Source organism: Sphingosinicella sp. LHD-64, assembly GCF_031157375.1.
In the GTDB taxonomy this organism is placed as follows: Bacteria; Pseudomonadota; Alphaproteobacteria; order Sphingomonadales; family Sphingomonadaceae; genus Allosphingosinicella.
The window spans coordinates 442,351-466,979 of the sequence record NZ_JAVIFV010000003.1; the positions used below are offsets into that span (position 1 = coordinate 442,351).

Annotated in this window: 20 protein-coding genes; 8 read left to right on the forward strand and 12 right to left on the reverse strand. The window is 68.4% G+C overall.

Annotation, left to right across the window (positions count from 1 at the left end; translation table 11 throughout):
* Positions 1-14 precede the first annotated feature (14 nt).
* From RCO27_RS10080 to RCO27_RS10095, 4 genes are all read right to left on the reverse strand, one after another.
* Positions 15-1,229, reverse strand: coding sequence for a PepSY-associated TM helix domain-containing protein (locus tag RCO27_RS10080; RefSeq protein ID WP_309002548.1), 1,215 nt, complete (start codon positions 1,227-1,229; stop codon positions 15-17).
* A 100-nt stretch (positions 1,230-1,329) separates the two neighbouring features.
* Positions 1,330-2,013 (reverse strand): Fe2+-dependent dioxygenase, encoded by a 684-nt coding sequence (locus tag RCO27_RS10085; protein ID WP_309002549.1) that lies wholly within the window; start codon positions 2,011-2,013, stop codon positions 1,330-1,332.
* 132 nt (positions 2,014-2,145) lie between these two features.
* Positions 2,146-4,488: a TonB-dependent receptor domain-containing protein gene (locus tag RCO27_RS10090; RefSeq protein WP_309002550.1), complete on the reverse strand. Its 2,343-nt coding sequence runs from the start codon at positions 4,486-4,488 to the stop codon at positions 2,146-2,148.
* A gap of 393 nt (positions 4,489-4,881) precedes the next feature.
* Positions 4,882-5,808, reverse strand: coding sequence for a neutral zinc metallopeptidase (locus tag RCO27_RS10095; RefSeq protein ID WP_309002551.1), 927 nt, complete (start codon positions 5,806-5,808; stop codon positions 4,882-4,884).
* Between the two features lie 101 nt (positions 5,809-5,909).
* Between RCO27_RS10095 and RCO27_RS10100 the strand changes: the two genes are divergently transcribed.
* Together RCO27_RS10100 and RCO27_RS10105 are read left to right on the forward strand one after the other, a co-directional pair.
* Positions 5,910-7,049 carry a patatin-like phospholipase family protein gene (locus tag RCO27_RS10100; RefSeq protein ID WP_309002552.1) on the forward strand — a complete coding sequence of 380 codons (1,140 nt, stop codon included), beginning with the start codon at positions 5,910-5,912 and terminating at the stop codon, positions 7,047-7,049.
* A gap of 17 nt (positions 7,050-7,066) precedes the next feature.
* Positions 7,067-7,852, forward strand: coding sequence for a 3-hydroxybutyrate dehydrogenase (locus tag RCO27_RS10105; RefSeq protein WP_309002553.1), 786 nt, complete (start codon positions 7,067-7,069; stop codon positions 7,850-7,852).
* Between the two features lie 3 nt (positions 7,853-7,855).
* Here the strand turns inward: RCO27_RS10105 and RCO27_RS10110 are convergent, their stop codons facing one another.
* Both RCO27_RS10110 and RCO27_RS10115 read right to left on the reverse strand, forming a co-directional pair.
* The gene (locus RCO27_RS10110) at positions 7,856-9,373 is read right to left on the reverse strand and encodes a hypothetical protein (protein WP_309002554.1); all 1,518 of its coding nucleotides are present in this window, start codon (positions 9,371-9,373) and stop codon (positions 7,856-7,858) included.
* 55 nt (positions 9,374-9,428) lie between these two features.
* A complete protein-coding gene (locus RCO27_RS10115; protein WP_309002555.1) occupies positions 9,429-9,896 on the reverse strand; it encodes a hypothetical protein in 468 nt (155 codons plus the stop codon).
* A gap of 129 nt (positions 9,897-10,025) precedes the next feature.
* On the opposite strand from RCO27_RS10115, the gene RCO27_RS10120 reads away from it, so the two are divergent.
* Positions 10,026-10,643, forward strand: coding sequence for a DUF4893 domain-containing protein (locus RCO27_RS10120; RefSeq protein WP_309002556.1), 618 nt, complete (start codon positions 10,026-10,028; stop codon positions 10,641-10,643).
* 56 nt (positions 10,644-10,699) lie between these two features.
* Complete coding sequence (locus RCO27_RS10125) at positions 10,700-11,977, forward strand: amidohydrolase (protein ID WP_309002557.1); 1,278 nt, start codon at positions 10,700-10,702, stop codon at positions 11,975-11,977.
* A gap of 23 nt (positions 11,978-12,000) precedes the next feature.
* On the opposite strand, the gene msrA is transcribed toward RCO27_RS10125, so the two are convergent.
* The 6 genes from msrA to RCO27_RS10155 all read right to left on the reverse strand — a co-directional run bounded on the left by msrA (position 12,001) and on the right by RCO27_RS10155 (position 19,701).
* The gene (gene msrA / locus RCO27_RS10130) at positions 12,001-12,627 is read right to left on the reverse strand and encodes a peptide-methionine (S)-S-oxide reductase MsrA (RefSeq protein ID WP_309002558.1); all 627 of its coding nucleotides are present in this window, start codon (positions 12,625-12,627) and stop codon (positions 12,001-12,003) included.
* Between the two features lie 77 nt (positions 12,628-12,704).
* Complete coding sequence (locus RCO27_RS10135; protein ID WP_309002559.1) at positions 12,705-13,370, reverse strand: EF-hand domain-containing protein; 666 nt, start codon at positions 13,368-13,370, stop codon at positions 12,705-12,707.
* A 62-nt stretch (positions 13,371-13,432) separates the two neighbouring features.
* On the reverse strand, positions 13,433-14,365 hold the full coding sequence (locus RCO27_RS10140; RefSeq protein ID WP_309002560.1) for an aldo/keto reductase: 933 nt from the start codon (positions 14,363-14,365) through the stop codon (positions 13,433-13,435).
* A gap of 97 nt (positions 14,366-14,462) precedes the next feature.
* The gene (locus RCO27_RS10145) at positions 14,463-17,393 is read right to left on the reverse strand and encodes a type 2 lanthipeptide synthetase LanM family protein (protein ID WP_309002561.1); all 2,931 of its coding nucleotides are present in this window, start codon (positions 17,391-17,393) and stop codon (positions 14,463-14,465) included.
* 1 nt (position 17,394) lies between these two features.
* Positions 17,395-17,577, reverse strand: coding sequence for a DUF6229 family protein (locus RCO27_RS10150; RefSeq protein ID WP_309002562.1), 183 nt, complete (start codon positions 17,575-17,577; stop codon positions 17,395-17,397).
* 225 nt (positions 17,578-17,802) lie between these two features.
* Positions 17,803-19,701: a calcium-binding protein gene (locus RCO27_RS10155; protein ID WP_309002563.1), complete on the reverse strand. Its 1,899-nt coding sequence runs from the start codon at positions 19,699-19,701 to the stop codon at positions 17,803-17,805.
* A 246-nt stretch (positions 19,702-19,947) separates the two neighbouring features.
* Here RCO27_RS10155 and yghU point away from each other — a divergent pair, with 246 nt between their 5' ends.
* From yghU to RCO27_RS10175, 4 genes are all read left to right on the forward strand, one after another.
* Positions 19,948-20,856 (forward strand): glutathione-dependent disulfide-bond oxidoreductase, encoded by a 909-nt coding sequence (gene yghU / locus RCO27_RS10160; RefSeq protein WP_309002564.1) that lies wholly within the window; start codon positions 19,948-19,950, stop codon positions 20,854-20,856.
* 54 nt (positions 20,857-20,910) lie between these two features.
* Positions 20,911-22,305 carry an MATE family efflux transporter gene (locus tag RCO27_RS10165; protein WP_309002565.1) on the forward strand — a complete coding sequence of 465 codons (1,395 nt, stop codon included), beginning with the start codon at positions 20,911-20,913 and terminating at the stop codon, positions 22,303-22,305.
* 82 nt (positions 22,306-22,387) lie between these two features.
* Positions 22,388-24,433 carry a carbon starvation CstA family protein gene (locus tag RCO27_RS10170; protein ID WP_309002566.1) on the forward strand — a complete coding sequence of 682 codons (2,046 nt, stop codon included), beginning with the start codon at positions 22,388-22,390 and terminating at the stop codon, positions 24,431-24,433.
* Positions 24,430-24,615 (forward strand): YbdD/YjiX family protein, encoded by a 186-nt coding sequence (locus tag RCO27_RS10175; RefSeq protein WP_309002567.1) that lies wholly within the window; start codon positions 24,430-24,432, stop codon positions 24,613-24,615. Before RCO27_RS10170 ends, RCO27_RS10175 begins: the two co-directional genes overlap by 4 nt.
* The last annotated feature ends 14 nt before the right edge of the window (positions 24,616-24,629 follow it).

A 24,629-nucleotide genomic window follows, 5' to 3' on the forward strand; every position in this document is an offset into this window, starting at 1 on the left:
ATAGCGGACGGGACTCACTCCGCCGGCTGCGGCACCGCCTGTCCGGCTTTCGCTCTGGCCTTGCGCTTCTTGGCGAGCTCGGCCTTCCAGCCGCGGCTGCGCCACCACATGACGAGGCCGGTGATCGACAGCAGAGCCGGTATGATTCCGCCGATGAAGATCACGATCTGCCAAACCACGCCCATGCCGGTGCCGTCATGCCAGCGCCGCATCAGCCGCGCGTTCGTCTCGGGCCGCGGCGGGCGCGGCGGCGTGACTTCGCCCGAGGCGTCGGCGACGGAGATCTCGGCCGGGCCGCCGGCGCGCGCGAAGCTCACCTTCCAGCTCTCTTCCTGGTCGGTCGGCCAGGTGACGAGGACGAGCGGCCCGGTCGCATGCGGTTGCGCGGCGGCGAGCGCTGCTTCCGGGGTCAGCGCGGTCCGCTCCAGCGGCTGGGCGCGCATCGCCCGCATCCGGTCCGGCGCGCCGCCTTTTTCGGCCCCCTTGCCGCGGCCCTCGCGGCCCTCGCGGCCGCCACCCTTCGCCTTGCCCTCCGCGCGCGGTTGGCTTGATTCGAAGACGCCGAACACGCTCGGGAAGGAGATCCAGAAGCCGGTGAAGCTCAGCATCGCCAGCGGCACAAGGATCCAGAAGCCCATCTGGTGGTGGAGATTGGCATTGAGGGAGTTCTGCCGCTTCCAGCGGAAGCCGCGCTTCACGCTGCCGGTGATCGGCCACCACAGCCAGATGCCGGTGAGGCAGGAGACGAACATGAAGATGCCGACCCAGCCGACGATCGGCCGCCCCCAACCGCCGGGAATCATCATGCTGCCGTGAAGGACGTGGAGAACCCGCACCGCGCCCGCGTTGCTGCCGGCCGTGTCGAGCACCCGCCCGTCGGCCGGATCGAGCCAGACGTTGGTGCGCACCGGCCGGCCGCCGGCGCCGGGCTGCGGCGGACGCGCCGCCTGGACCAGCACCGCGCCCTCGCCCTCCGGATAGCGCACCGACATCACCCGCTCGCCGGGCGCCAGCGCCGTGCGCGCCGCATCGGCATAGGCGGACGGCGTCAGTGCCGGCGTCCCGGTCACCACCCGCTGCGGATTGAGCGTCTCGTCGAGCCAGTCATGCCAGACCAGGGCGGATCCGGTCACCGAGATCGGAATGATCAGCACCGCGAGCAGGATGCCGATCCATTTATGGACCCATAGCCACCAGCCCCTGAGGCGCAACGTCGTCGATTGGGCCACGATCATCCCCCGATAGCGTTCGGGCTCTCCTTAAAAGCTATTGAGAATGGATTGCAACGTTAAGGTTGTATCAGACCCCGCGGCAGCGTGGCCTGCGCCTTCAGGTGCTCGCCCAGCGCCGCAGCAGATTGTGATAAATGCCGGTCAGCCGCACCACCTCGGCGTCGCCCTGGCCCTGCCGTGCGGCGATCGCCTGGATCGACCGGTCGAGGTCGAACAGGAGGGTGCGCGCGGCATCGTCGCGGACCATCGATTCGATCCAGAAGAAGCTCGCCACCCGCGCGCCTGTCGTCACCGGCTCGACCCGGTGCAGGCTCGATGCGGGATAGAGCAGCAGATGGCCGGCCGGCAGCTTGGTGGCATGGACGCCGAGATTGTCCTCGACCACCAGCTCGCCGCCTTCATAGGCCTCCGGTTCCTCGAGGAAGAGCGTCGCCGAAAGGTCGCTGCGCACCCGGAATTCGCTGCCGCGCAGGATGCGGATCGCATTGTCGACATGGGTGCCGAACGCCTCGCCGCCCTGGTAGCGGTTGAACATCGGCGGGAAGATCTTGAGCGGCAGCGCCGCCGCGATGAACACAGGCGAGCGCCCGATCGCGTCGAGCACCAGCTGGCCCGCCTCGCGCGCCGCCGCGCTGGCTTCGGGGAGCTGCTGGTTCTTCTTGGCGAGGGCCGACTGGTGGCCCGAGGTCACGTTGCCGTCCACCCACTCGCCCGCATCGACGATCGCCCGGACGCGCGCCACCGCCGCCTTGTCGAGGAGATCGGGAATGGCGAGCATCATGGCGTGGGATCCCCCGGCGGGTGCATGTCTCACCGTCACTCCCGCAAAAGCGCGAGTCCAGCTTTCTTTATGCGGCCGCGGGCCAGAACGCCTCCCCGCCCCGGGGGTTCGAGGGCGGGGAGGCTCCCCCTGTCAGAAGCTGTAGAACAGGCTGAACACGGCCGAGCGGTCCTCGCCCGGCACCGCCCAGCCGTTGTTGCGGATGCCGGTGAAGTAGCGCTCGTTGAACGCATTCTGGACATTGACCTGCGCGGTCAGCCCGTTGGCGAATGCATAGGCCGCATAGAAACGATGTGTCATGTAGCTGTCCGCCCGGAACTGCTGCGGCGCGGCGAGCGTGCTCTGGTTGAGCGCGATGCTGCCCTGATAGGTGAGGCCGTAGCCGACCTGCAGCCCGAACGGGAAGCTGTAGGTGGTGAACAGGCTCCCCGAATGTTTCGGGGTCTGCTGCAGGATGTTGCCGCGCTGCGGATCGGGATTGGCGACGCTGTTGCCGCAGCCGGCCGCGCCCGGATTGGCCAGGCAGAAATCGGAAATCGCCTGGAGCACGTCGCCGTCCAGATAGGTGTAGTTGGCGAAGATCGACCAGTTCTCGGTGATGTTGCCGGTGGCGCCGAGCGCGATGCCGTCGACCCGCGAGCGGCCGTCCAGCACCTGCGGATCTGGCACGCCCGGCTCGTTGGAGGCGACGCGGAAATTGGTGCGCTCGTTGCGGAACAGCGCCGCGGTGAGCTGCAGGCGGCGGTCGAACAGGTCGATCTTGCCGCCGATCTCGATGTTGCGCGCCGTTTCCGGCGCCACCCCGCAGAAATCGACGAGCGTCGCCCCGGAGCCGCTGGTGCAGCCGGCCCGGACGGTGTTCGAGCTCGGCGTCTTCGAATTGGCGTAGGCGACGTAGAGGCTCGCCGTCGGGATCGGATGGAAGACGAGACCGGCCCGGTAGGAGAAGAGCGATTCGTCGCTGACCTGGTCCGTGCCGCGGGTATAGGCGCCGCCGCTCGCCGGCGTGGCATAGGTGTCGGCGCGGAAGATGTTGCGGACATTCTCCCAGCGGACGCCGCCGTTGATCTCGAACAACGGGCCGATCTCGAGCGTGTCGAACGCATAGACGGCGGCGTTGCGGCTCTCGCCATAGGAGATGCCGGTCAACACGAAGTTGACCGGGCCCGTCCAGGTCGTGTCGGGGTTGGAGAGCGGGATCGGCGGCAGCACCGGATTGGGCGTCGCCCCGCCCGGGTTGCGCAACAGCTGCGCATTGGTGAGCTGATAGTCTTCCCGCGCGAAGGAGGCGCCGACGACCAGGGTGTTGCGCAGCCGCCCCGCCTCGCCGCTCGCCCAGCGCAGGTCGGTCTGGTTGTAGAGGAGCTGGTTCTCCTGGTCGCGCACCAGTCCGCGCGGGCCGCTCGGATAGTAGAAGCCCGGCGCGTTCTGGCCGGCCGGGCAGGCGACGCCGAGCGGCGTGAGACCGGTCGGCAGGCACCAGGTGCCCTGCGGCGCCGAAGTCTGGCTGTATTGCGCGACGCGCTGCCAGCGGGTCAGGTTGCGGATCGAGAGGGCGTCGCTGAACTCGTGGTTGAAAGTCGCGGTCAGCCGGTCGACGGTGATCTCCTGCTCGTCGAGATTGACGATGCCGAAATAGTCCGAATCGTCGACATAGGGGTCGAGCGGGCCGCCGAACGCGGCGTAGTAGGGCACGCCGAAGACCGGAACATTGTCGTCGCGCTGGTGGACGTAGGCGAGGGTCAGGCTGGTCGGCGATCCGATCCCGAAGGTGATCGACGGCGCGACGCCCCAGCGCTCGTTCTCCTCGACGTCGCGGCCGGGAATGTCGTTGCGATGGTACATGGCGTTGAGCCGCACCGCGATCAGATCGGTGACGCGCTGGTTGGTGTCGATCGTCGCGCGATAATAGTTGTCGGTGCCGATCGCGGCCTGGAGGATCGTCAGGTCCTCGGCCTGCGGCACCTTGGAGACGAGGTTGATCGTGCCGCCGACGCTGCCCGACCCGTTGAACACGGAATTGGCGCCGTTGTAGACCTCGATCTGCTGCAGGTTGAAGGGGTCGGTGCGGCTGTACTGGGCGCTGTCGCGCACGCCGTCCACCGTGATGTCGTTGTTGGCGGAATAGCCGCGCAGGTTGATCGAGTCGCCGTAGCCGCCGCCGCCTTCGCCGGCGCCGAAGGTGATGCCGGGCACGGTGCTGAGCGCGTCGCGCAGGCTGAGCAGGTTCTGCCGTCTCAGTGTCTGGTCGCTGATCACGGTCACCGTCTGCGGCGTGTCGAGCAGCGGCGCCGTCGCCTTGGGCGACTCGAGCTCGCGCATCTGCTCGCCGGTGACGATGATCTCGTCGGTGTCGGACGAGCGCACGTCGCTCTGGCCGGCATCATCGGCATAGGCCGGCGAGGAAATGAAGCCGACGCAGCTCAGCGCCAGGAACAGGGAGGCGGCGCCGCGCGCGCCCGTCGACTCGTGCATGGAAATAGCCCCTTTCGCATGCCGGTTTTCCGGCTTGCGGGCGCTATTGATAGTCATTCTCAACATTGTCAACAGATGTGTCGACGAACGTCAGGCGTGTTATCTGTCATTTCGCGCGAGCGAAGCCACCAAGCTAACCGGCCAAGGCCATGCCGGGCTGCGTCGCCATATCGCAATGACGGGTTGAACCGTGTGAAAAACCCTATTGCAACTCATTCTCAATAGGGCTAGAGACATTTCAACGAGGCCGCCGCAGCGTATCCGCGGCCCTCTGACCAGGTGGACGACTCTCCCCATTTGCTCGTCCATCCGCGCCGGCGTGGAAGCAGCCTCCACGCCGGCGCTTTTGGTTTTCAGAAGCCGGGAGATCGCTCCCCCGGCCCTCCGTCTTGGCTAGACTCCCTGCATATAGGTGTCGCAGGCGGCCGGATTGCCGCCATTGAAGCCGCGCATCAGCGCTTCCTGGCGCTGCGCCGAGGTGCCGTGGGTGAAGGTCTCCGGCACCACCGTGCCCTGGGCGGCGCGCTGCAGCGTGTCGTCGCCGATCGCCGCCGCCGCGGTCATGCCTTCCTCCATGTCGCCGGGCTCCAGCGCGACGCGCTCGCGCGCCGCCCAGACGCCGGCATAGCAATCCGCCTGCAGCTCCATGCGCACCTGCAGCGCGTTGCCTCGGGCCTGACTCACCGCCTGCTGGGCCTGGCGGATGCGCCCGGCGGTGCCGGTGATCGTCTGGATGTGATGGCCGACCTCGTGGGCGATCACATAGGCCTGGGCGAAGTCGCCGGGGGCGCGGAAGCGCTGGGCGAGCTCGCGGAAGAATTCGGTGTCGAGATAGATGCCCTGGTCGGCCGGACAGTAGAACGGCCCCATCGCCGAGTCGGCCGCGCCGCAGCCCGAGCGTCCGGCGCGTGAATAGACCACCATCTTGGGCGGCTGATATTGCCGGCCGTTCTCCCGGAAAATCTCGGTCCAGCGGTCCTCGGTCGAGCCGAGCACCTGACAGGCGAAGCGGGTCGCCGGATCGGACTGGCAGACATTGCCGCCGGCCTGCGCGCCCTGCTGCTGTTGCTGGGTCGGCTGCGGACCGACCGCGCGCTGGCCGCCGGTGCCGAAGATGTCGCCAAGGCCGCCGCCGAAGATCAGGAAGATCGCGACGAGGACGATGATGCCGCCGATGCCGAACCGGCTCGCCACGAGGCTGATCAGCATTCCGGCGCCGGCGCCCAGACCGCCGCCGCCACCGCCGAACCCGCCGCCGCCGAAATTCTGGCCGCGCTGGCTTTCCACATTGTCGCTGGTCCTGCGGTCCCCGAAACGCATGGCACCCTCCTCATCCGGCGGACCGTGAAATCTGCGCACCCGGCCGGCGCAAGTCCGATACGGCTTGCATAACCCTTTGCGCCGGGCAAGGGAACGCCGCGATGGCCGATGTCGAGTCCCGTCGCCGCGCCAAGACGCCCGAGCGGCTGCCGCTCCCGGACACGGTGGCGCTCGTCCTGCAGGGTGGCGGGGCGCTCGGCGCCTATCAGGGCGGCGTGTTCGAAGGCCTCCAGGACAAGGGCATCGAGATCGACTGGATCGCCGGCATCTCGATCGGCGCGGTCAATGCCGCGATCATCGCCGGCAACCCGCCCCGCAACCGCCTCGTCAGGCTCCGCGCCTTCTGGGAGGAGGTGACCGCCGCCCTGCCGACGCTGCCACTCGCCGGCGGCGAGGAATGGCGGGAGCTCGTCCACATCCTCTCGGCCGGCTACGTCGCCGCGCAGGGCGTGCCGGGCTTCTTCACGCCCCGACTGCTCAACCCGATGTTCGCGCCGTCGAAGAGCACCGGCGCGCTGAGCTTCTACGACAGCGCGCCGCTGGCGAGGACGCTCGATTCCTACGTCGACTGGGAGCTCTTGAACGAAGGACCGATCCGGCTCTCGGTCGGCGCGGTCAATGTCGAGACCGGCAATTTCCGCTATTTCGACACCCGCCGGGAGCGGCTCGACGCGCGCCACATCATGGCGTCGGGCGCTTTGCCGCCCGGCCTGCCGCCGATCGAGATCGACGGCGCCTGGTGGTGGGACGGCGGCATCGTCTCGAACACTCCGCTCGCCCATGTCCTCGACAACCAGCGCGAGGACCTGCTCGTCTTCCAGGTCGATCTCTTCCCGGCCCGCGGCGCACTGCCGGCGACGATCATGGACGTCTATTCCCGCGAGAAGGACATCCGCTATTCAAGCCGCACCCGCCAGGTCACCGACCAGCGCATCCGCCTGCGCAAGGAGCGCGAGGCGATCCGCAAGGTGCTCGCCAAGCTGCCGCCCGAACTCGCCAGCGATCCCGACGTCGCCCACCTGACGAAGCTCGCCGCCGAGCATGCGGTCAACGTCGTCCACCTCATCTACCGCCGCCACGGCTGGGAGGGGTCGGCGAGCGACTTCGAATTCTCCCGCGCCACCATGGACCATCACTGGCAGGAGGGCGTTGCCGCCATCGCCGAGACGATGCGCCACGACAGCCTCCTTGCCCGCAACATCGTCAGCGGCCACACCGCCGCCTTCGACCTCGCCCAATAGAAAGGACCCCCGCTCCGATGTTCCTCAAGGGAAAGACCGCGCTGGTCACCGGCTCGACCTCCGGCATCGGCCTCGCTTACGCGAAGGCGCTGGCCGGCGAAGGCGCCAATGTGATGATCAACGGCTTCGGCGATACCGCGGCGATCGAGGCGGAGCGCAGCGGTATCGAAAGCCAGTACGGCGTCAAGGCCGCCTATAGTGGCGCCGATCTCACCAAGGTCAGCGAAATCGAAACGATGATGAAACAGGCGGCCGACACGTTCGGCACGGTCGACATCCTCATCAACAATGCCGGCATGCAGCATGTCGCCCCGGTCGACCAGTTCCCGGTCGACAAATGGGACCTGATCCTCGCCCTCAACCTTTCCGCCGCCTTTCACGCGACCCGGCTCGCGGTGCCCGGGATGCGCGCGAAGAAATGGGGCCGCATCATCTCGACCGCCTCGGCGCACAGCCTTGTCGCCAGCCCCAACAAGTCCGCCTATGTTGCCGCCAAGCACGGCATTGCCGGCTTCACCAAGACGGTGGCGCTGGAGACCGCGACCGACGGCATCACCGTCAACTGCATCAGCCCCGGCTATGTCTGGACGCCGCTCGTCGAGAACCAGATCCCGGACACGATGAAGGCGCGGAACATGACCCGCGAGCAGGTGATGAACGATGTCCTGCTCGCCGCCCAGCCGACCAAGCAGTTCGTCCAGCCCGACCAGGTCGCCGCGCTCGCCGTCTTCCTGTGCCGCGACGAGGCCGCGTCCATCACCGGCGCGAACCTCTCGATGGACGGCGGCTGGACGGCGGGATAGGCTTCAAAACGTGCTCCAGGAAGTTCGGGCGAGCGGAAGCTGCAGAATCCGGCCGACCCGTTCAAGCTCGATGGCGACTGCGGGCCGCGACCGCAGCACCCGCAATTGCGCAAGCAGCCAAGCCTCTTTCGGAGGCCCGCTTCCCGGCAACCAGTCCTGAAGGACCCGTACCGCCTGCGACGGATCGCTGGAGCGCAGTCGACGCAGCAGCACGGCCTCGGCAGCTGCCATATCGCCCAGGCAAAGATGAGCCAGCATCATTGCGCCTTCATTGGCGGTTGCAATATCGCGCATCCGCTCGATCCAGGGCCGCGCGTCGGCCGCACGATCGAGACCGGTGAGTGCGCAGACCACATGGCTCCAGACCCGCATCTTGCCGTAGTTGTTCACGAATTGCAGCATTTCCCCGTCGATCCGCTGCGCTTGGGCGAGCGCCTCTTCGACCCGATCTGCCTCCCATAGCATCTCGGCCAAACTGACGTTCGGACCAACAAGTTGGATCCGTTCCGCCACCGGAAGAGCGGCCAGCTGCGCCATCAGCCCGAAGGCAACATCGGAACGCCCGAGATCAATCAGGGCCCGGGCCGCCTCGGTCACCAACCACATCCCGTCCTCACTCGCGGCGATCGTTTCGGCGACGTCGGAGAGATAAGGCTGGAGCAGGGCGAGCGCTTCCGCATCGCGATCGAGATCGCGCAAATGCTGCACGCGATCCAGGACCACGCGGTGATTCTGCGGCGCAGCAGCAACAGCTTCGGCGGTTTCATCTTCCCGATGTCCAATTGCACGGCGCAACAGGGCAAGGCGATCCTCGCCGGGCGAAAGGATATCATCATATCGCTTGAGGAGAATCATCGATAAAACGCTCGATGGGGTCGAGAGGCCGGCAGCGAATTCGGTGGCGCTGGCGTGGTCAGCTCGATTCAACCGGTCCTCGACGAGGATCGAGCGCAGGGAGTCTGCCATGCGCGTATCGCTGTTGCCGGGCCAGCCGATCCTGAACAGCGCTTCGGCGAGGCGCGCGCGGGAGCGCATGTCCCCTCGCTCCCACATATCCTGAAGCAAGGAGCGCCAACCGTCGCGCGGCATCAGCTCGCGCAACGTTGACCATTCGCTGGCCCGCACATTCCGGCTGGCGTGATCCATGATTTCCGCAAGCAGCGGATGATTGTTGAACCGGCCCGCGGCCGCCAGGACGGCGAGATATTCCACGGCAGTCCGCGGCCGTGCGGCCAGAGTACGGTCGATGATTTGGTGAATCTCGGCGTTCCGTCCCAGCGTGCCCAGCGCGGCGAGACGTATGCTGTCGACGGCCACCCGCAACTCGGCATTCTCTGGAACTTCGGTTACCGTCCGCGAGAAATAATCAAGTGTTTCCTGTGCATAGGCTCGATCCGTGAGCAGGCGGTGCATGTCGACGGCGCGACGGGTGCCAGTGGAAAGCTCGACATCTGACTCCGCCCGCTCCAGGACTTGAGTCGCCAAAGCCGCTGCGGGTGTGAAAAAGACGGCGCTTGCCACCAAGGCTGCGAACCATGCCGAACGTATCATGCAGGAGCCTCCAGGCTCGAAATGGCTACTGGCTGTACAGCTCGGAAATGTGGAGCTGCGCTTCCTGGTAGCTCGAATTGCCGTAGGTGCCGATCCAGATCTCGTAGCGGCCCGACGACGGCTTGTCGAAGCGCAGCGACGGGTTCAGCCCCTCGTTGCCGCCGTCGTCGTCGCAATACCATTGGCCGTCCGGGCCGTTGACGACGAGCGTGGTGTCGGCGCTCGAGTTGACCGACAGGATCAGCGGCAGGTTCCCCGCCTCGAAATTGAGTCGCACGTCGGGCGCGTTCGAGATGAAGCCGCGGCAATTGCTGCTGAGGTTCTGGACGTCGAGCGCGCCGCCCGAGCGCACTGCGATGACCTGCGGATCGGGCGTGAAGCCGGTCCTCAGGTTCACCGTCCCGAAGTTCGGCTGTGCATTGAAATCCTGCGCTGCGGCCGGCAGTGCCGCGAGCGCCAGCGCAGCGCCCACGAAACATCGTGCAAAAGACATCGAGCCCCCTTCCCCCGGCCGATTTCCCGTCCGGCCGCCACCCCGACACGTGCCTGAAATCGCGACACCGTGCAATGCGAGCGCGAAGCGGCTTGCCGCCGCCGGATGGATGGCCCAAGATTCGACCCGATGTTCCTGCCCCTCATCGCGACGGCCGCGCTGGCGGCACTCCAGGCGGCCGAATGCCCCGATCCGGCGAGCGCCCCGGGCGCGACCTGGCGCGGGCGCGCGACCGAGGAGGACCGGCACCGCCTGCACGACTGGCGCGACGCCTGGACCGACGGGCTTGCCGCCGCCCGCGCCCAAGGCCATCAGGCGGAGATCGCCGCCGAGGGCGCCCTGCTCGATCCCGACGCGGCGCAGACCGAGCCGGCGCCGCCGCCCGGCGACTATGCCTGCCGCACCTTCAAGCTCGGCAGCCGCGCGCCCGGCGGCCTCGCCTATGTCGCCTATCCCGCCTACACCTGCCGGATCACCGCCGATGCGAGCGGCAATGCGCTGGGCTTCACCAAGATCGACGGATCGCAGCGGCCGATCGGCCTCATCTATCCCGACAACGACCTGCGCCTCGTCTTCCTCGGCACGATGCAGCTTGGCGACGAGGCGCGCGCCTACCAATATGGCATCGACGGGGAGCGCGACATGATCGGCTTCGTCGAGCGCGTCGGCGCCAATCGCTGGCGCCTTGTCCTGCCTCGCCCGAACTACGAATCCCAGATCGACGTGATCGAGCTCACGCCCCGCTGAGAGGACCTTCTACAATGCGACGCAAATTCCTCGCGGCCATGCTATTGGCCACGGCCATGGCCAGCCCCGCACCTGCCCAGGACCTCCGCCAGGCGATCCGCCAGGACATGCCGCAGCTGCTCGAACTCTATCGCGATCTCCACGCCAATCCCGAGCTCTCGATGCAGGAGACGCGCTCGGCCGGCCTGATGGCCGATGCGGCGCGCGAGCTGGGATTCACCGTCACCACCGGCGTCGGCGGCACCGGCGTCGTCGCGGTGCTGGAGAACGGCCCCGGCCCGGTGCTGATGCTGCGCGCCGACATGGACGCGCTGCCGGTCGAGGAGCAGACCGGCCTGCCCTTCGCGAGCCGCGCCCGCGGCACGACCCGCGAGGGCCTCGCCACCGCGATCATGCACGCCTGCGGCCACGACACCCACATGGCCGCGTGGGTCGGCACCGCGCGCCGCCTCGTCGCGCTCAGGAGCCAGTGGTCCGGCACGCTGGTGATGATCGCCCAGCCCGGCGAGGAGACCAGCCAGGGCGCCAAGGCGATGCTGGAGGACGGCCTCTTCACCCGCTTCCCCAAGCCGACCCACGCCATCGCCTTCCACGATTCGGCGACGCTTCCCGCGGGCATGATCGGCTATTCGGACGGGCCCGCGCTCGCCAATGTCGATTCGGTCGACATGACCGTCTTCGGTGTCGGCGGCCACGGCGCCGCGCCGCACACGACGCGCGACCCGATCGTGCTCGCCAGCCGCATCGTCACGTCGCTCCAGACCCTGGTCAGCCGCGAGCTCGATCCGCTCGACAGCGCGGTCGTCACCGTCGGCAGCTTCCAGGCCGGGACCAAGCACAACATCATTTCGGACGAGGCGCGGCTGCTGATCACCGTGCGCAGCTACACGCCCGAGATCCGTCGACAGCTGCTCGACGGCATCGCCCGCATCGCGCGCGGCGAAGCGATCGCGGCCGGCGTACCGGAAGACCGGATGCCGCGCGTCACCGTCCGCGAGGCGGAAGCCACGCCGGCGACGGTCAATTCGGACGACCTCACCCGTGCCACGGCCGAGCGGTTCCGGACCCATTTCGGCGCCGAGCGCGTCCGCCAGGTTCGCCCGGTCATGGCCGGCGAGGATTTCGGCCGCTACCGCATCGCCGAGCCCGGCCTGCAAAGCCTGATGTTCTGGGTCGGCGGCGTGCCGCAGGCGCGCTGGGATGCGGCGCAGCGCGACGGCACCGTCCTGCCCTCGCTGCACAGCCCCTTCTGGGCGCCAGAGCCAGATCCCACCATCTCGACCGCGGTCGAGGCGATGACCGTCGCGGCGCTTGGCGTGCTGGGCCGGCAGTAGCTTACGTCATCCCGGCGGTGAAATCAGTGTCCGGCCGCCTGGTCGCCCCAGACTTCGCGCAGCCGTGCGTCCTTGCGGCAGCCGGTGCGATAGCGATCGTAGCGCTCGGAATTGCGCCGTGCATAATCCTGATGCTCGGGTCCCGCCGGATAGAAGCGACCCGAATTGATCACCGGCGTCACCACCCGTCCGCCGAGCGCGCGGTTGGCCTCGGTGATCGCGGCCATGGCCTCGCGCCGCTGGATCGGGTTCATCGCGAACACGGCGGTGCGATAGCCTGGGCCCCGGTCGCAGAACTGCCCCTCCGCATCGGTCGGATCGATCGTCCTCAGGAAACGGCGGACGAGCTCGGCATAGGAGATTCGCGCCGGATCGTAGGTGACCAGCACCGCCTCGCGATGGCCGGTATCGGTGCGGAGCGACTGCTCGTAGGTCGGATTCGCGGTCCGCCCCCCGGTCAGTCCCGACACCGCCGAGATCACGCCCGGCACCGCCTCCATGTCGCGCTCGGTCGACCAGAAGCAGCCGCCGGCGAAAATGGCGCGTTCGGTTCGCGCGGGCTGGCCTTGTGCGGCCGCATCCGCCGTCCCGGCGCTGCTCTGGCCGCAGGCGGCGAGCAGCAGGAAGGCAAGAAGAAGCCGGCGAGTCATTGCGCCAATCTAGCCCGGGCCTCGCGTGCCTGCCCAGTCTCGTTCGACGAACGCACCATTGGCGCCGCCCGACGCACTCAACTTTCGCCCCGCCGATTCGGCATGAGGCCGCGCAGCGCCTCCCGGCGCGCCGCGATCATGTCGGCGAGGACGAGGCGGCCGTCGCGCGCGGCATCGAGCATCGCGAAGCGGCGATCGGCCGCCGCCGCGAATTCGGCACGGCTGACACCCCGGTTGAAGTCCGCATCCGCGTCCATGACCGGATGGGCGATCGACAACAGGCTGAAGCGGGCCGCGCCCTGCAGCATGGCCCGTGCCGCCTGCGCCCGTTCGCCATTGCCGCGGCGCTGGGCCAGCCGCCGGCCGAGCCGGCCGCCGCCCCGCCCCTGCATCGCGCGACCCGGGCTGGTCGCCATCTCCGGCAGGGTCACCTGCTCGTAGTGCTGGACATCCTCCGGGTCGATCTCGCCATCGCCGTCCCGGTCGAGTTCGGCAAAAGCCCGTTCGAAATCGGCGCCGAACTCGGCGAGATCGAGCACGCCGTCGCCATTCGCGTCCGCCGCGGCGAACCAGCGCTCGGCCGGCCGGGCGCTCTCGCCGTCAGGCCGGAACACCTGCCCCGCCGGACTCACGAACGGCCGCGTCGCCGCCGCCTCGGCGATCCGCTCGGATCGGTCCTGACCAGGGGCCGGCGTGCCGGCGACGAACAGGACCGACAGGGAGATCAAAAGGGGGATGCGCATACGGGTTCTCCGGAGCGAGGGTGTCGCACTCCTAACGCCGGTCCGCGTTCGATCCTTCGCGTTCAGGCCGAGGCCGCGTTCAGCCTCTCGACCTGGCTGTCGTCCAGCTCGAGCGTCATGACGCCCAGCAGCTCCTCGAGCTGCGCGATGCTCGTCGCGCTTGCAATCGGGGCGGTGACACCGGGCTGGGCGGCGAGCCAGGCCAGCGCCACTTGCGCCGGCGTCACGTCCGTCTCGGCCGCAACGTCATCGAGCGCGGCCAGCACCGTACGGCCCTTGTCGTTCAGATAGCGCGCCATGCCCTGTCCGCGCGGGCTCTTCGTGAAATCGGCTTCCGAGCGATATTTGCCGGTGAGAAAGCCGGAGGCGAGGCCGAAATAGGGCAGCACGCCGAGGCCCCGCTCGACGCAGAGTGCCTGCAGCGCTCCTTCGAAGCCGGCGCGCGCGATCAGATTGTATTCCGGCTGCAGCACGGTGAAGGGGGCGAAGCCCTCGCGCTCCGACACCGCCAGCGCCTCGGCCAGTCGCTCGGCCGAATAATTGGAGGCGCCGAGCGCCTTGACCTTGCCGCCCTTCACCAGCCGGTCGAACGCCGCGAGCGACTCCTCGAGCGGGGTCTCGGGATCGTCCTTGTGCGCATAATAGAGGTCGATCGCCTCGATCCCCAGCCGCCGCAGCGAGCCTTCCACCGCGGTCTCGATCTGCTGCGCGGAGAGACCCGCATCCCACCCGACCTTGGTGGCGACGGCGAGCTTGCCGGCGCCGCCATGGCGCGTGATCCATTCGCCGAGCACGGTCTCGGATTCCCCGCCGACATGACCCGGCACCCATTTCGAATAGACGTCGGCGGTGTCGACCATCGTTCCGCCGCCTGCGGCAAACCGGTCCAGAACCGCGAACGCCTCCGCTCCCTTCAGCGTGTAGCCGAACACATTGCCGCCAAGCACGAGGGACGGAGTCGCCAAGCCACTCTTGCCCAACTTCCATGTTTCCATCGTCGGCCTCCTTGTCCGCACCCACGCGCCGAAATGCGATTACGGCGTCGTCGCCCCGGACGGAAGGGCGGGTCGCCATTGTGCTCCGAAGCGCGGTTCAGGCGTGCATTGCAGCAGAAACGACGGATCTTTCAAACCGGCTCCCGACCCGTGCGAGGCCGTCGCCGGGCACGAGGAAGGAGGGGAGATCGCATTCGGCGTGGAAGCGCAGCAGCTGGTAGGCGATTCCCCCGAGGCCGCCGAGCAGGCCCGGCACGAACGCGTCGCGCAGCATGCCGCAGCTCGGGCCGTGATCCTCGAGCCCGGTCACGATCGCGGCCTCGAGGCCTGCACGCGACATGCCTGGCGGCCCTTCGCCGAGTCGAATGGCATGATCGAGCAATTCCCACGCGCCGACGTCGCCATGGCAGGCGCAATGGTTCCAGCCCAGCCCCATCCGAAGGGTCGCTGCGGCGGCCCGCCGCAGCGCCAGCCGTGTCCCCGGATCCGCCAGGTCCGGATCGAGATCGAGCCGGGCAAGGCCGATGCCGACCGCGCCATGACACCACGCGGCAGCGGACCTGGGGCCGAGCCCGCGCAGGTCGATCCAGTTCTGCTCCTCCTGATCGAACAGCGAGTCCTCGAAGGCCAGCGCGGCGGCCGCGGTCCGGCGATGGCGCTCGTCCCCGGTCACATGGGCGAGCCGCGCGAGCGCCCAGCCGACGCCGCTCACGCCATGCGCGAATCCGCCCAGCCCTTCCGGCCAGTCGCGATGCGTCCATCGCACGGTCGCGCCCCGCAGATCCGCCTGCCGGCACAGACGATCGCCCAGTTCGGCGGCGATCGCCACGAAGTCTGCATCGCCGGTCCGCTCGGCCAGCAGAAGCAGCGGCGGGATCGCCCCCGCCGGCCCGGAGAGGACGTCCGGTGCGTCGTCGTTGGTTAGTGTCTGGGGTATCCGGCGCGCCATCGCGGCGGCGCGCGAAACCTGGCCGTCCACACCGAGGCAGTCGAGCACGAGCCGCACCCAGACCTGACCGGCAAGCCCCATATAGGCGCCAGGTGCGGGCGGCCGCATTTCCGGGCCGCGGCCCGTCAGCTCCGCCTGCTTCGCCTCGGCGAGATCGAGCGTGCGAAGCAGGGCATCACGCAGCGGCGCGATGCCGGCGACGGGATCGGCCCGGCCCGCGTCCGTTTCCCGGCAATAGGCGGCGGCGAGAAGGGCGACGCCCGAAATACCGCCATAAAGGTCGGGATCGAGCGGTTGGACCGACCAGCCGGCCGGCGTCAGCATAGGGGCGATCCAGGTCACGGTGCCGTCATGCCCGCGGATCGCGGTCTCCACGAAGCGCCCGGCGATCGCCGCCGCCTGCGCGCGCCGGCGGGCATCGAGATCGCTGCTGCGCACCACGTCCGGCCAGCGCCGCTCGCCGGCAGAACTCCAGCCGTCGCTGACATAGGCGCAGACCAGGGCCGACCGCACATAGTTGCGCTCCAGCGTGAGGTCGGCACCGCGCCAGTCCTGCCATGCGGCATCGACGAGATTTGCCGACTCGCCCCACGTCGTTCCGCCCGGCCCGTCGAACCGGCCTTCGTCGGCAATGGCAGAGAAATAGGGCACGTCGCCGGCGAGCATGTCCTCGATCTCCGCAGCGATCACGGCCGGATCGCCCGGCGCGGTGGAGACGTTGCCGGCCATGCGGGCAAGCAGATCGTGGGCCGTTTCCCGAGCTTTCGTTTCATCGTTCAGCGATACCGGATGCCAGAGCATGCGCAGGATCTGGGCATAGACTTCGGTGTTGCGCAGCACGGCGCGGACGCGGCAGGATTCGAATCGGCCGAGGGCGCTCCGCAGCACGCCGCGCCCGTCGAGCCGCCGCAGCAGGGCCGACATCTCGTCGAAACCGGCCAGCACGTCCGGCCAATGGTCGGCCAGGACCGGTCGGGGCGCCGGATGGTTCTGCGCGGCCGGAGCCTCGACCTGGCGCTCGCCCAGCCGGGCCTCATCGGTGCCGGCGCCGATGATCGTGGGGATCGTCATCATCGGCTGCTGGCCGGGCAGAGCGCCGATTCCCGACGCATCGACCCCGCGCCACACCAGCCCCTGACCGCGGCTCGGCAGCAGCCCGATGGCGAGCACGGTCCCGCGCACGAACTGGATGGCGATGTCGGTGGCGTCGCCGTAACCGGACGGAAACGGATCGATCCGGGGCGTGAACAAGGTTTCGCAATCGATGACCGATGGCCGCGCGCCATGGGCGATCAGATTTTCGGCGTGGAGATCGCTGCCGCCGAGCAGCCGCATCAGCGCCAGCCACTGCCCGATGCCGACATAGAAGCGCGCAAGCTCAGCCGCATCGGCGGCATGGACATGGGGCACGAATTCGGCCCAGCCATAGCCGTCGCCGGGGGTCACACGCGGCACATGGATCGGCAGCGTCCGGCCGACGTCCTGCCGCAGCCAATCGATGAAGCCGGCGAGCGCCACATCGATCGCGACCGAGCGCGGCTTGTAGACGATCCGGCCCCGCGCGCAGTGGGCGATCGCGACGGTATGCCCGCCACCATGCGTGTCGCCGGCACCGAAGCGAAGCTCCGTCAGCGTGCCCGGATCACCGCCGCACAGTGGCGCGAGCCGATCGCGATCCGCGGTCCAGCGGCGCGCGAAATCCAGCGCCGCGCCCGCATGATTGTCCATGACCCGCGCGATTCGTCGCGAGAGAGCTGGATAATGTCTTCCAAGGTCCGACCAAAAGGCCGGCCGGGCCGTGAGATCGAGAAAATGCCGCCAGCGGGCTTCGGGGCTGTCACCCTGTAGCCGCCCCTCGACCCGTGCCGCATTGAGTTCGACCAGCAGCAGCCGGGTGAGCTTGCGGAGCAGCGATCGATCGAGCGCGACGCTCCAGCCGGCCAGGACGGCATCGGCTTCGCCCGCCCCGAGATTGGGAAGGCGCGAAAGCTGGGCTGCCAGCCGCGCCTTGGCCGGCGCGGTCAGGCAACCCAGCGAGGCTTGAAAGCTTTCTGCGTCTGCGTCTGACGCTTCGGTCAAATCAGCAGCAATCGCAGCAAGCCGAGCCCGTGCAGATCGTGCCGCACTGGACCGTCAGCGCGCGGGCATCGTTGACGATGTCGCCCATCGTCAGTGCGCCGCCGGCGAACAGCGGACCGGCCGGGCTGGTTTCGTCCGCCTGTGAACGCCACTGGGTGGTGAGGTCGGTAGCTTGCTTCGTCATGAGATTTACTCCCTAGGCTTTGCTACAGTCACGCCGAGATCACTGGTATTTGTTTTGATCGACCAATGACTCGACGCGACCTTTCTAGGGACAGGCTATTCTGAGTCAATTCGATTGCGGTTATTACCGTATCTTACTTTGTCTATTTAAATGATCATATATAATTTGTTATTTCATTAGGACTTTTATGTAAAATCAACTTACTCAATCCACCAAACAGCTCGCTCAGATCAGATAGTCCGAAGGTGCAAGAAAGGTGACGCCGATCAATGTGACCTGGCCGCTGCCGAAATCGACGATGCAGTCGTCGCCTACGTAGCGGATGTCGAGATTGCCCTGGAACGCCGCCTCGGTCTGGCGAAGGTCGAGCAGGTCGTTGTCACCCTCTTCCTGGCCGAAATCGTGGATCACGTCCGCATAGGTGAGCCCCTTGAACACGAAGCGGTCGTTGCCGCCGCCCCCCCAGAGCTCGTCGAAGCCGAGGCCGCCGTCGATCGTGTCGTTGCCGCCGCGCCCCGCGCCGACCGCCCCATCGCCATATATCCGGTCGTCGCCGTCGCCGCCGGTCAGGACGTCGTTGCCGCCGGTCCCGCCCGCCAGGATCATCTCCGCGTCGCCGTAGAGGATATCGTCGCCCTCGCCACCGAACAGCCGGTCGTTCGCGCCGCGGCTGCCGGCGGCGATCGCAGTCAGGTCGCCATACAGGATGTCGTTGCCGAGCTCGCCCCACAGGCTGTCGCCCTGCCAGCCGCCGATCAGCCGGTCGTCGCCGACGCCGCCGTAAAGCGCATCCTCCCCCTTGTCGCCCCAGAGGCGATCGTCGCCGAACCCCCCATAGACGGTATCGGCGCCTGCACCGGCGCGGATCAGGTCATCGCCGAACCCGCCGGTGAGCGTCTCGCTCGCGCCGGTGCCGTTGATCGTCTGGCCTTCCGGCATCTCGTCGACCGCGAAGAGCTGGACCTTGATGCCGCCGTCGAGGCCGTCCTGGCCCTCGTCGGCGTTCCAGGCGATGGCGAACCGGTCGCCGCCGAGGCTCGCGACGCTGGGATCGATCGAGAAATAGGGCGAATCGGCATGGACCTGGAATTCCTCGCCGATCCGGCCGCCGGCCGCGTCGAACACCTGGGCGCGGATCGTGATCAGCGGCTGCAGCCCCTCCGGATCCTCGGCGCCGTTCTGCCAGACCACGACGAAGCGGCCGTCCGACAAGGCGGCGATGTCGGCATTGTGTTGATCGGCGGCGATCTGGTCGTGGACGGTGAAGGCTTCGCCGAGCGCGGCGCCGTCCGGCGCGAAGAGGCGCGCCTTCACGTCGGCGCCGGGATCGTTGAATGCATCCTCGCCGAACGCGCCTTCCGTCCAGACCACGACGAAATTGCCGTTGGAGAGGCGGGTGATGGTGGGATCGGGCCGCCCGCCCGCGCCCTCGCCGATCTCGAAGATCGTGCCGCCGAGGCCGTTCTTCTGCATGATCTGGCCGTAGAAGGCCGCCTCCGCGCCCCCGAACGCCTCCTCCTCGCTGCGATAGCCGTGCCAGGCGACGACGAAGCTGGTGTCGGAGAGGACAGCGAGGCCCTTGGCGCCGGGCATGCCTTCATAGCCGAAGTCGAAGGCCGCGCGGACCGAGCTGCCGTCAGGCGAGCGGACCTCGCCCTCGCCGACATATTCGCCGCTCCACACCGTGACCACGCTGCCGTCGGCGAAGGAGGCGCTTTCCGGGTTCCAGTGATAATAGTCGTAATCGGTGAGATGTTCGGGGCCGGTCCGGACGCCGTTCGCATCGAGATACTGGGTGTTCACCGACGTACCGGGGAGCTGATTCTCCTCGCCGCTTGAATAGGAGATGGCGAAGCTGCCGTCCGGGCGCGCGGCAACGGTCGGGCTCCACTGCTGATCCTGGGTGATCGTGTTCACCGTGAATTCGTCGGCGAGCGCCTGGCCGGGGAGGATGGCGCGCGCCTGGATCTCGATGCCGAACCCGGTTTCCTCGTTCGGGCGGAACTGACTGCGCCAGGCGACGACGAAGCCGCCTTCGGGCGTGCCGGCAATGTCGGGCTGGGTCTGGGGCCCGACGAGGTTGCCGGTGTTGATGACGAATTCGGGGCCGATCCGGACGGGCATGAACGTTCCTCCGCTCGCCGCCCGCCCTTCCGGCAGCGCGGCCGTTGGTCCCCGCCCACGGCGACGCTAGGCCGATTCGTGTGACAGACGGCATCGGACCACTACGGTAGCCGAGCCGTCCCGCCCCGTTTTCGCGACCAGTTCGAAGGCCCGGCAGACACCCGGTGAAAAGCCGCGACTCCCCCCGGGGTCTGGCGAATGCGCCGAGCGATTCCTACGTCGCTGTCCCCCGACCGGAGACCTGCCATGGCCGACACCGAAGACGCCCCCGCCAACCAGCCGCCGGGCTATGTTCCGCCAAGGGTGTGGACTTGGGACAGCCCGAGCGGCGGCCAGTTCGCCAACATCAACCGGCCCGTCTCCGGCGCCACCCACGAGAAGGCTCTCCCGGTCGGCACGCACCCGCTCCAGCTCTACTCGATGGGCACGCCGAACGGCGTCAAGGTCACGATCCTGCTCGAGGACCTGCTCGCGCTCGGCCATTCGGGCGCCGAATATGACGCCTGGCTGATCGAGATCGGCGAGGGCGACCAGTTCGCCAGCGGCTTCGTCGAGATCAATCCCAATTCCAGGATCCCGGCCCTGCTCGACCGCTCGACCGACCCGCCGACGCGCCTGTTCGAGAGCGGCTCGATCCTCTTCTATCTCGCCGAGAAGTTCGGCGCCTTCCTGCCGACCGAGCATTACAAGCGCGCCGAGACGATGAACTGGCTGATGTGGCAGATGGGCTCGGCGCCGTTCGTCGGCGGCGGCTTCGGCCACTTCTTCACTTATGCCCCGTTCAAGATGGAATATCCGATCAGCCGCTACGCGATGGAGACGAAGCGGCAGCTTCACGTGCTCGACACCCATCTGGCGAAGAACCAGTTCATGGTCGGCGATGACTATACCATCGCCGACATGGCGATCTGGCCCTGGTATGGCGGCCTGATGCGCGACGCCTATGGCGCGCAGGAATTCCTCTCGGTGCAGGACTATCCGAACCTGCGGCGCTGGACCGCGCAGCTCTGGAGCCGCCCGGCGGTCCAGCGCGGTCGCATGGTGAACCGCACGTCGGGCACGCCCGACACCCAGTTGCGCGAACGCCACGACGCCGGCGACTTCGAGTCCAACCGGCAGGACATGGTCGAGGCACGGGGCCGCGTGCGCGTCTAGCCGGGGTTCGCGACACCCCTTACGCCCGCCTCCGGGTTCGCCTATGCGCGGGCCATGCATCAGCCGCGCACCCCTGCCGCCGGGCTCTGGCGCGCCGAAGCGCGCGCGACGCTGCTGCTCGCCTATCCGCTGGTGCTCACCAACCTCGCCCAGTCGCTGATCCACGCGACCGACGTCATGCTGCTCGGCCATGTCGGCCCGGAGACGCTCGCGGCGGCGGCTTTGGGGGTCAACCTCTACGTCTTCTGCCTGGTCTTCGGCATGGGCCTGATGACCGCGGCCGCGCCGATGATCGCGCGCGAGCGGGGGCGCCGCTTCAACAGCGTGCGCGACGTGCGGCGCACCGTCCGCCAGGCGATGTGGTCGGCGGTGCTGCTCGTCCTGCCGATGTGGGCGTTCCTCTGGAACGCGAAGGCCATCCTCATGTTCATCGGCCAGGACCCTGTGCTGGCCGGGGAGGCGCAGGTCTTCGTGCGCCACCTGATGTGGGCGCTGCTGCCGGCCTTCCTCTACCTCGTCCTGCGCAACTTCCTCGCCGCGCTGGAGCGGCCGCTCTGGTCGCTCGCCGTCGCCGCCGGCGCGGTGGCGGTGAACGCGGTGATCAACACCTGCCTGATCTACGGCGTGCCTTCGATCGGCCTACCCGCCTACGGCCTCGCCGGAGCGGGCACCGGCAGCTCGATCACGGTAACGCTCGAGTTCCTCGCCCTCGCCTTCATCATCGGCCGCCACAAGCGCTTTCGCCGCTATCACCTGTTCGGCCGCTTCTGGCGGCCGGACTGGCCGCGCTTCCGCGCGTTCTGGCGGCTCGGCACGCCGATCGCGATGACGCTGGCGCTGGAGGTCGGCGTGTTCAACTCGGCGGTCTTCCTGATGGGCCTGATCGGCGCCGCGAGCCTCGCCGCCCACCAGATCGCGATCCAGATCGCCAGCCTCTCCTTCATGGTGCCGATGGGCCTCGCCCAGGCGGTGACCGTCCGGGTGAGCCACCAGCTCGGCCGCGGCGATCCGGCCGGCATCGCCCGCGCCGGCTGGACGAGCTTCGTGCTCGCCACCGGCTTCATGGCGATGATGGCGGTGGTCATGTGGATCGCGCCCCACCAGCTCGTCGCGGTCTTCGCGGACATGAGCGATCCCCGCAACGCCCCGGTCATCCCGCTCGCCGTTTCCTTCCTCGCCGTCGCGGCGCTGTTCCAGATCTTCGACGGCGCCCAAGCGGTCGGCGCGGGCATGCTGCGCGGGCTGCACGACACCAAGGTGCCGATGGCCTTCGCGCTGGTCGGCTACTGGGTCGGCGGCTTCGGCACCGCGGTCGCCTTCGGCTTCGGGCTGGGCTGGCAGGGGGTCGGCATCTGGGCCGGCCTCGCGACGGGCCTCGCGATCGTCTCGGTGCTGATGCTCGCGCGCTGGCTGCGGCGCGTGCCGCTCGGCCTCGTCCCGGGCCAGTAGCGGAACCTGGCCTCCGGCCGATCTCCAGTCATTGATGTCGGTCGCGGCGTGAGGCTATGTCCGGCGGAGGAGAGCGCACCCGATGAAACATGTTCCGTGGATCGCGATGGCCATCGTCGGCGGCCTGGCCCTGTCGGTGGTCGCGGTCTCGCGCGGGGAGCCGATCAACGCATTGTGGATCGTGGTCGCGGCGGCATGCAGCTTCCTCGTCGCCTACCGCTATTATGCGCTCTACATCGCCCGCAACGTGATGCACCTCGATCCGGCGCGGCCGACGCCGGCGATCTACCGCGCCGACGGGCTCGACTATGTCGCGACCGACAAGCGGGTCCTGTTCGGCCACCATTTCGCGGCGATCGCCGGAGCGGGGCCGCTGGTGGGGCCCGTGCTCGCCGCTCAGATGGGCTATCTGCCCGGCACCTTGTGGATCATCGCCGGCGTCGTGATCGCCGGCGCCGTACAGGACTTCATGGTCCTGTTCATCTCGATGCGGCGCGACGGCCGGTCCCTGGGCGAGCTCGTGCGCATGGAGATGGGCGCCGTCGCGGGCACGATCGCGCTGATCGGCGCCTTCATGATCATGGTGATCATCCTCGCCGTTCTCGCCTTGATCGTCGTGCGCGCCCTGGCCGAGAGCCCCTGGGGCATGTTCACCGTGGCAGCGACGGTGCCGCTCGCGATGGCGATGGGCGCCTATACCCGCTGGATCCGCCCCGGCCGGATCGGCGAGGTCTCGCTGCTCGGCTTCGTCGGCCTCATCCTCGCCATCGTCTACGGCCAGCAGGTCGCCGCCTCGCCCTTCTGGGGGCCGCTCTTCACCTTCACGCCGCTGCAGCTGTGCTGGATCCTCGTCGCCTATGGCGCGGTCGCTTCCGTGCTGCCGGTCTGGCTGCTGCTCGCGCCGCGCGACTATCTCTCGACCTTCCTCAAGATCGGCGCGATCGTCGCGCTGGCGATCGGCATCGTCATCATGGCGCCGCCGCTCCGGATGCCGGCGCTCACCCAGTTCGTCGACGGCGGCGGGCCGGTCTGGTCGGGCGCGCTCTTCCCCTTCCTGTTCATCACCATCGCCTGCGGCGCGGTGTCCGGCTTCCACTCGCTGATCGCGAGCGGGACGACGCCCAAGCTGATCGCCAACGAGATGGACGCGCCGGTGATCGGCTATGGCGGCATGCTGATGGAGGCGTTCGTCGCGATCATGGCGCTGGTCGGCGCCTCGATCCTCGATCCCGGCCTCTACTTCGCGATGAACAGCCCCGCCGCGCTGACCGGCGGCGATCCGGTGACCGCGGCCGCCGCCGTGACCGCGATGGGCTTCCCGGTCTCGCCCGAATTCCTCGCGCAGACCGCGCGGGACGTCGGCGAATCCACGATCATCTCGCGCACCGGCGGCGCCCCGACGCTCGCCGTCGCGATGGCCGAGATCTTCAGCCATGTCGTCGGCGGCCCGGCCTGGAAGGCGTTCTGGTACCATTTCGCGATCCTGTTCGAGGCCCTGTTCATCCTGACCGCGGTCGACGCCGGCACACGCGCGGGCCGCTTCATGCTGCAGGACCTGATCGGCCTCGCCGTCCCGGCCTTCCGCGCGACCAACTCGCATGTCGCCGGCGCGATCGCGACCGCCCTGTGCGTCGGCGCCTGGGGCTTCTTCCTCTACCAGGGGGTCACCGACCCGCTCGGCGGGGTCAACACGCTCTGGCCGGTGTTCGGCATCTCCAACCAGATGCTCGCGGCCGTCGCGCTGATGCTCGCGACCGCCGTACTGTTCCGCATGAAGCAGGACCGCTTCGCCTGGGTGACGATCGTCCCCACCGCCTGGCTGCTCGTCTGCACCGTGACCGCCGGCGCGCTGAAGCTGGTCTCGGCCGATCCCGCGGTCAGCTTCGTCGCCCATGCCCGCAGATTCTCCGAGGCCGCGGCGCGCGGCGAGGTGCTCGCGCCCGCCACCTCGATGGCCCAGATGGAGCGGATCATCTTCAACGACTGGGTCGATGCGGGCCTGTGCGCGCTGTTCCTCGCCGTCGTCCTCTCGATCCTCGCCTTCACCATCCGCACCTGCCTCGCCGCCCGTCGCGCGGAGAAGGTCACCACGCGCGAGATCGCGCCCGAAATGGTGCCGGCCGAATGAAGGCCCTGCTCGACAGGCTGCGCGCGACCGCCCGGCTGATGGTCGGCCAGCCGGACTATGGGGCCTATCTCGCGCACATGGCCGCGCATCATCCGGAGCGCGCGCCGATGACCAGGGTCGAATTCTTCCGGGACCGGGAGCAGGCCCGCTACGGCGCCAGGGGCGGAGGACGCTGCTGCTGATCGGCCCCGATCGA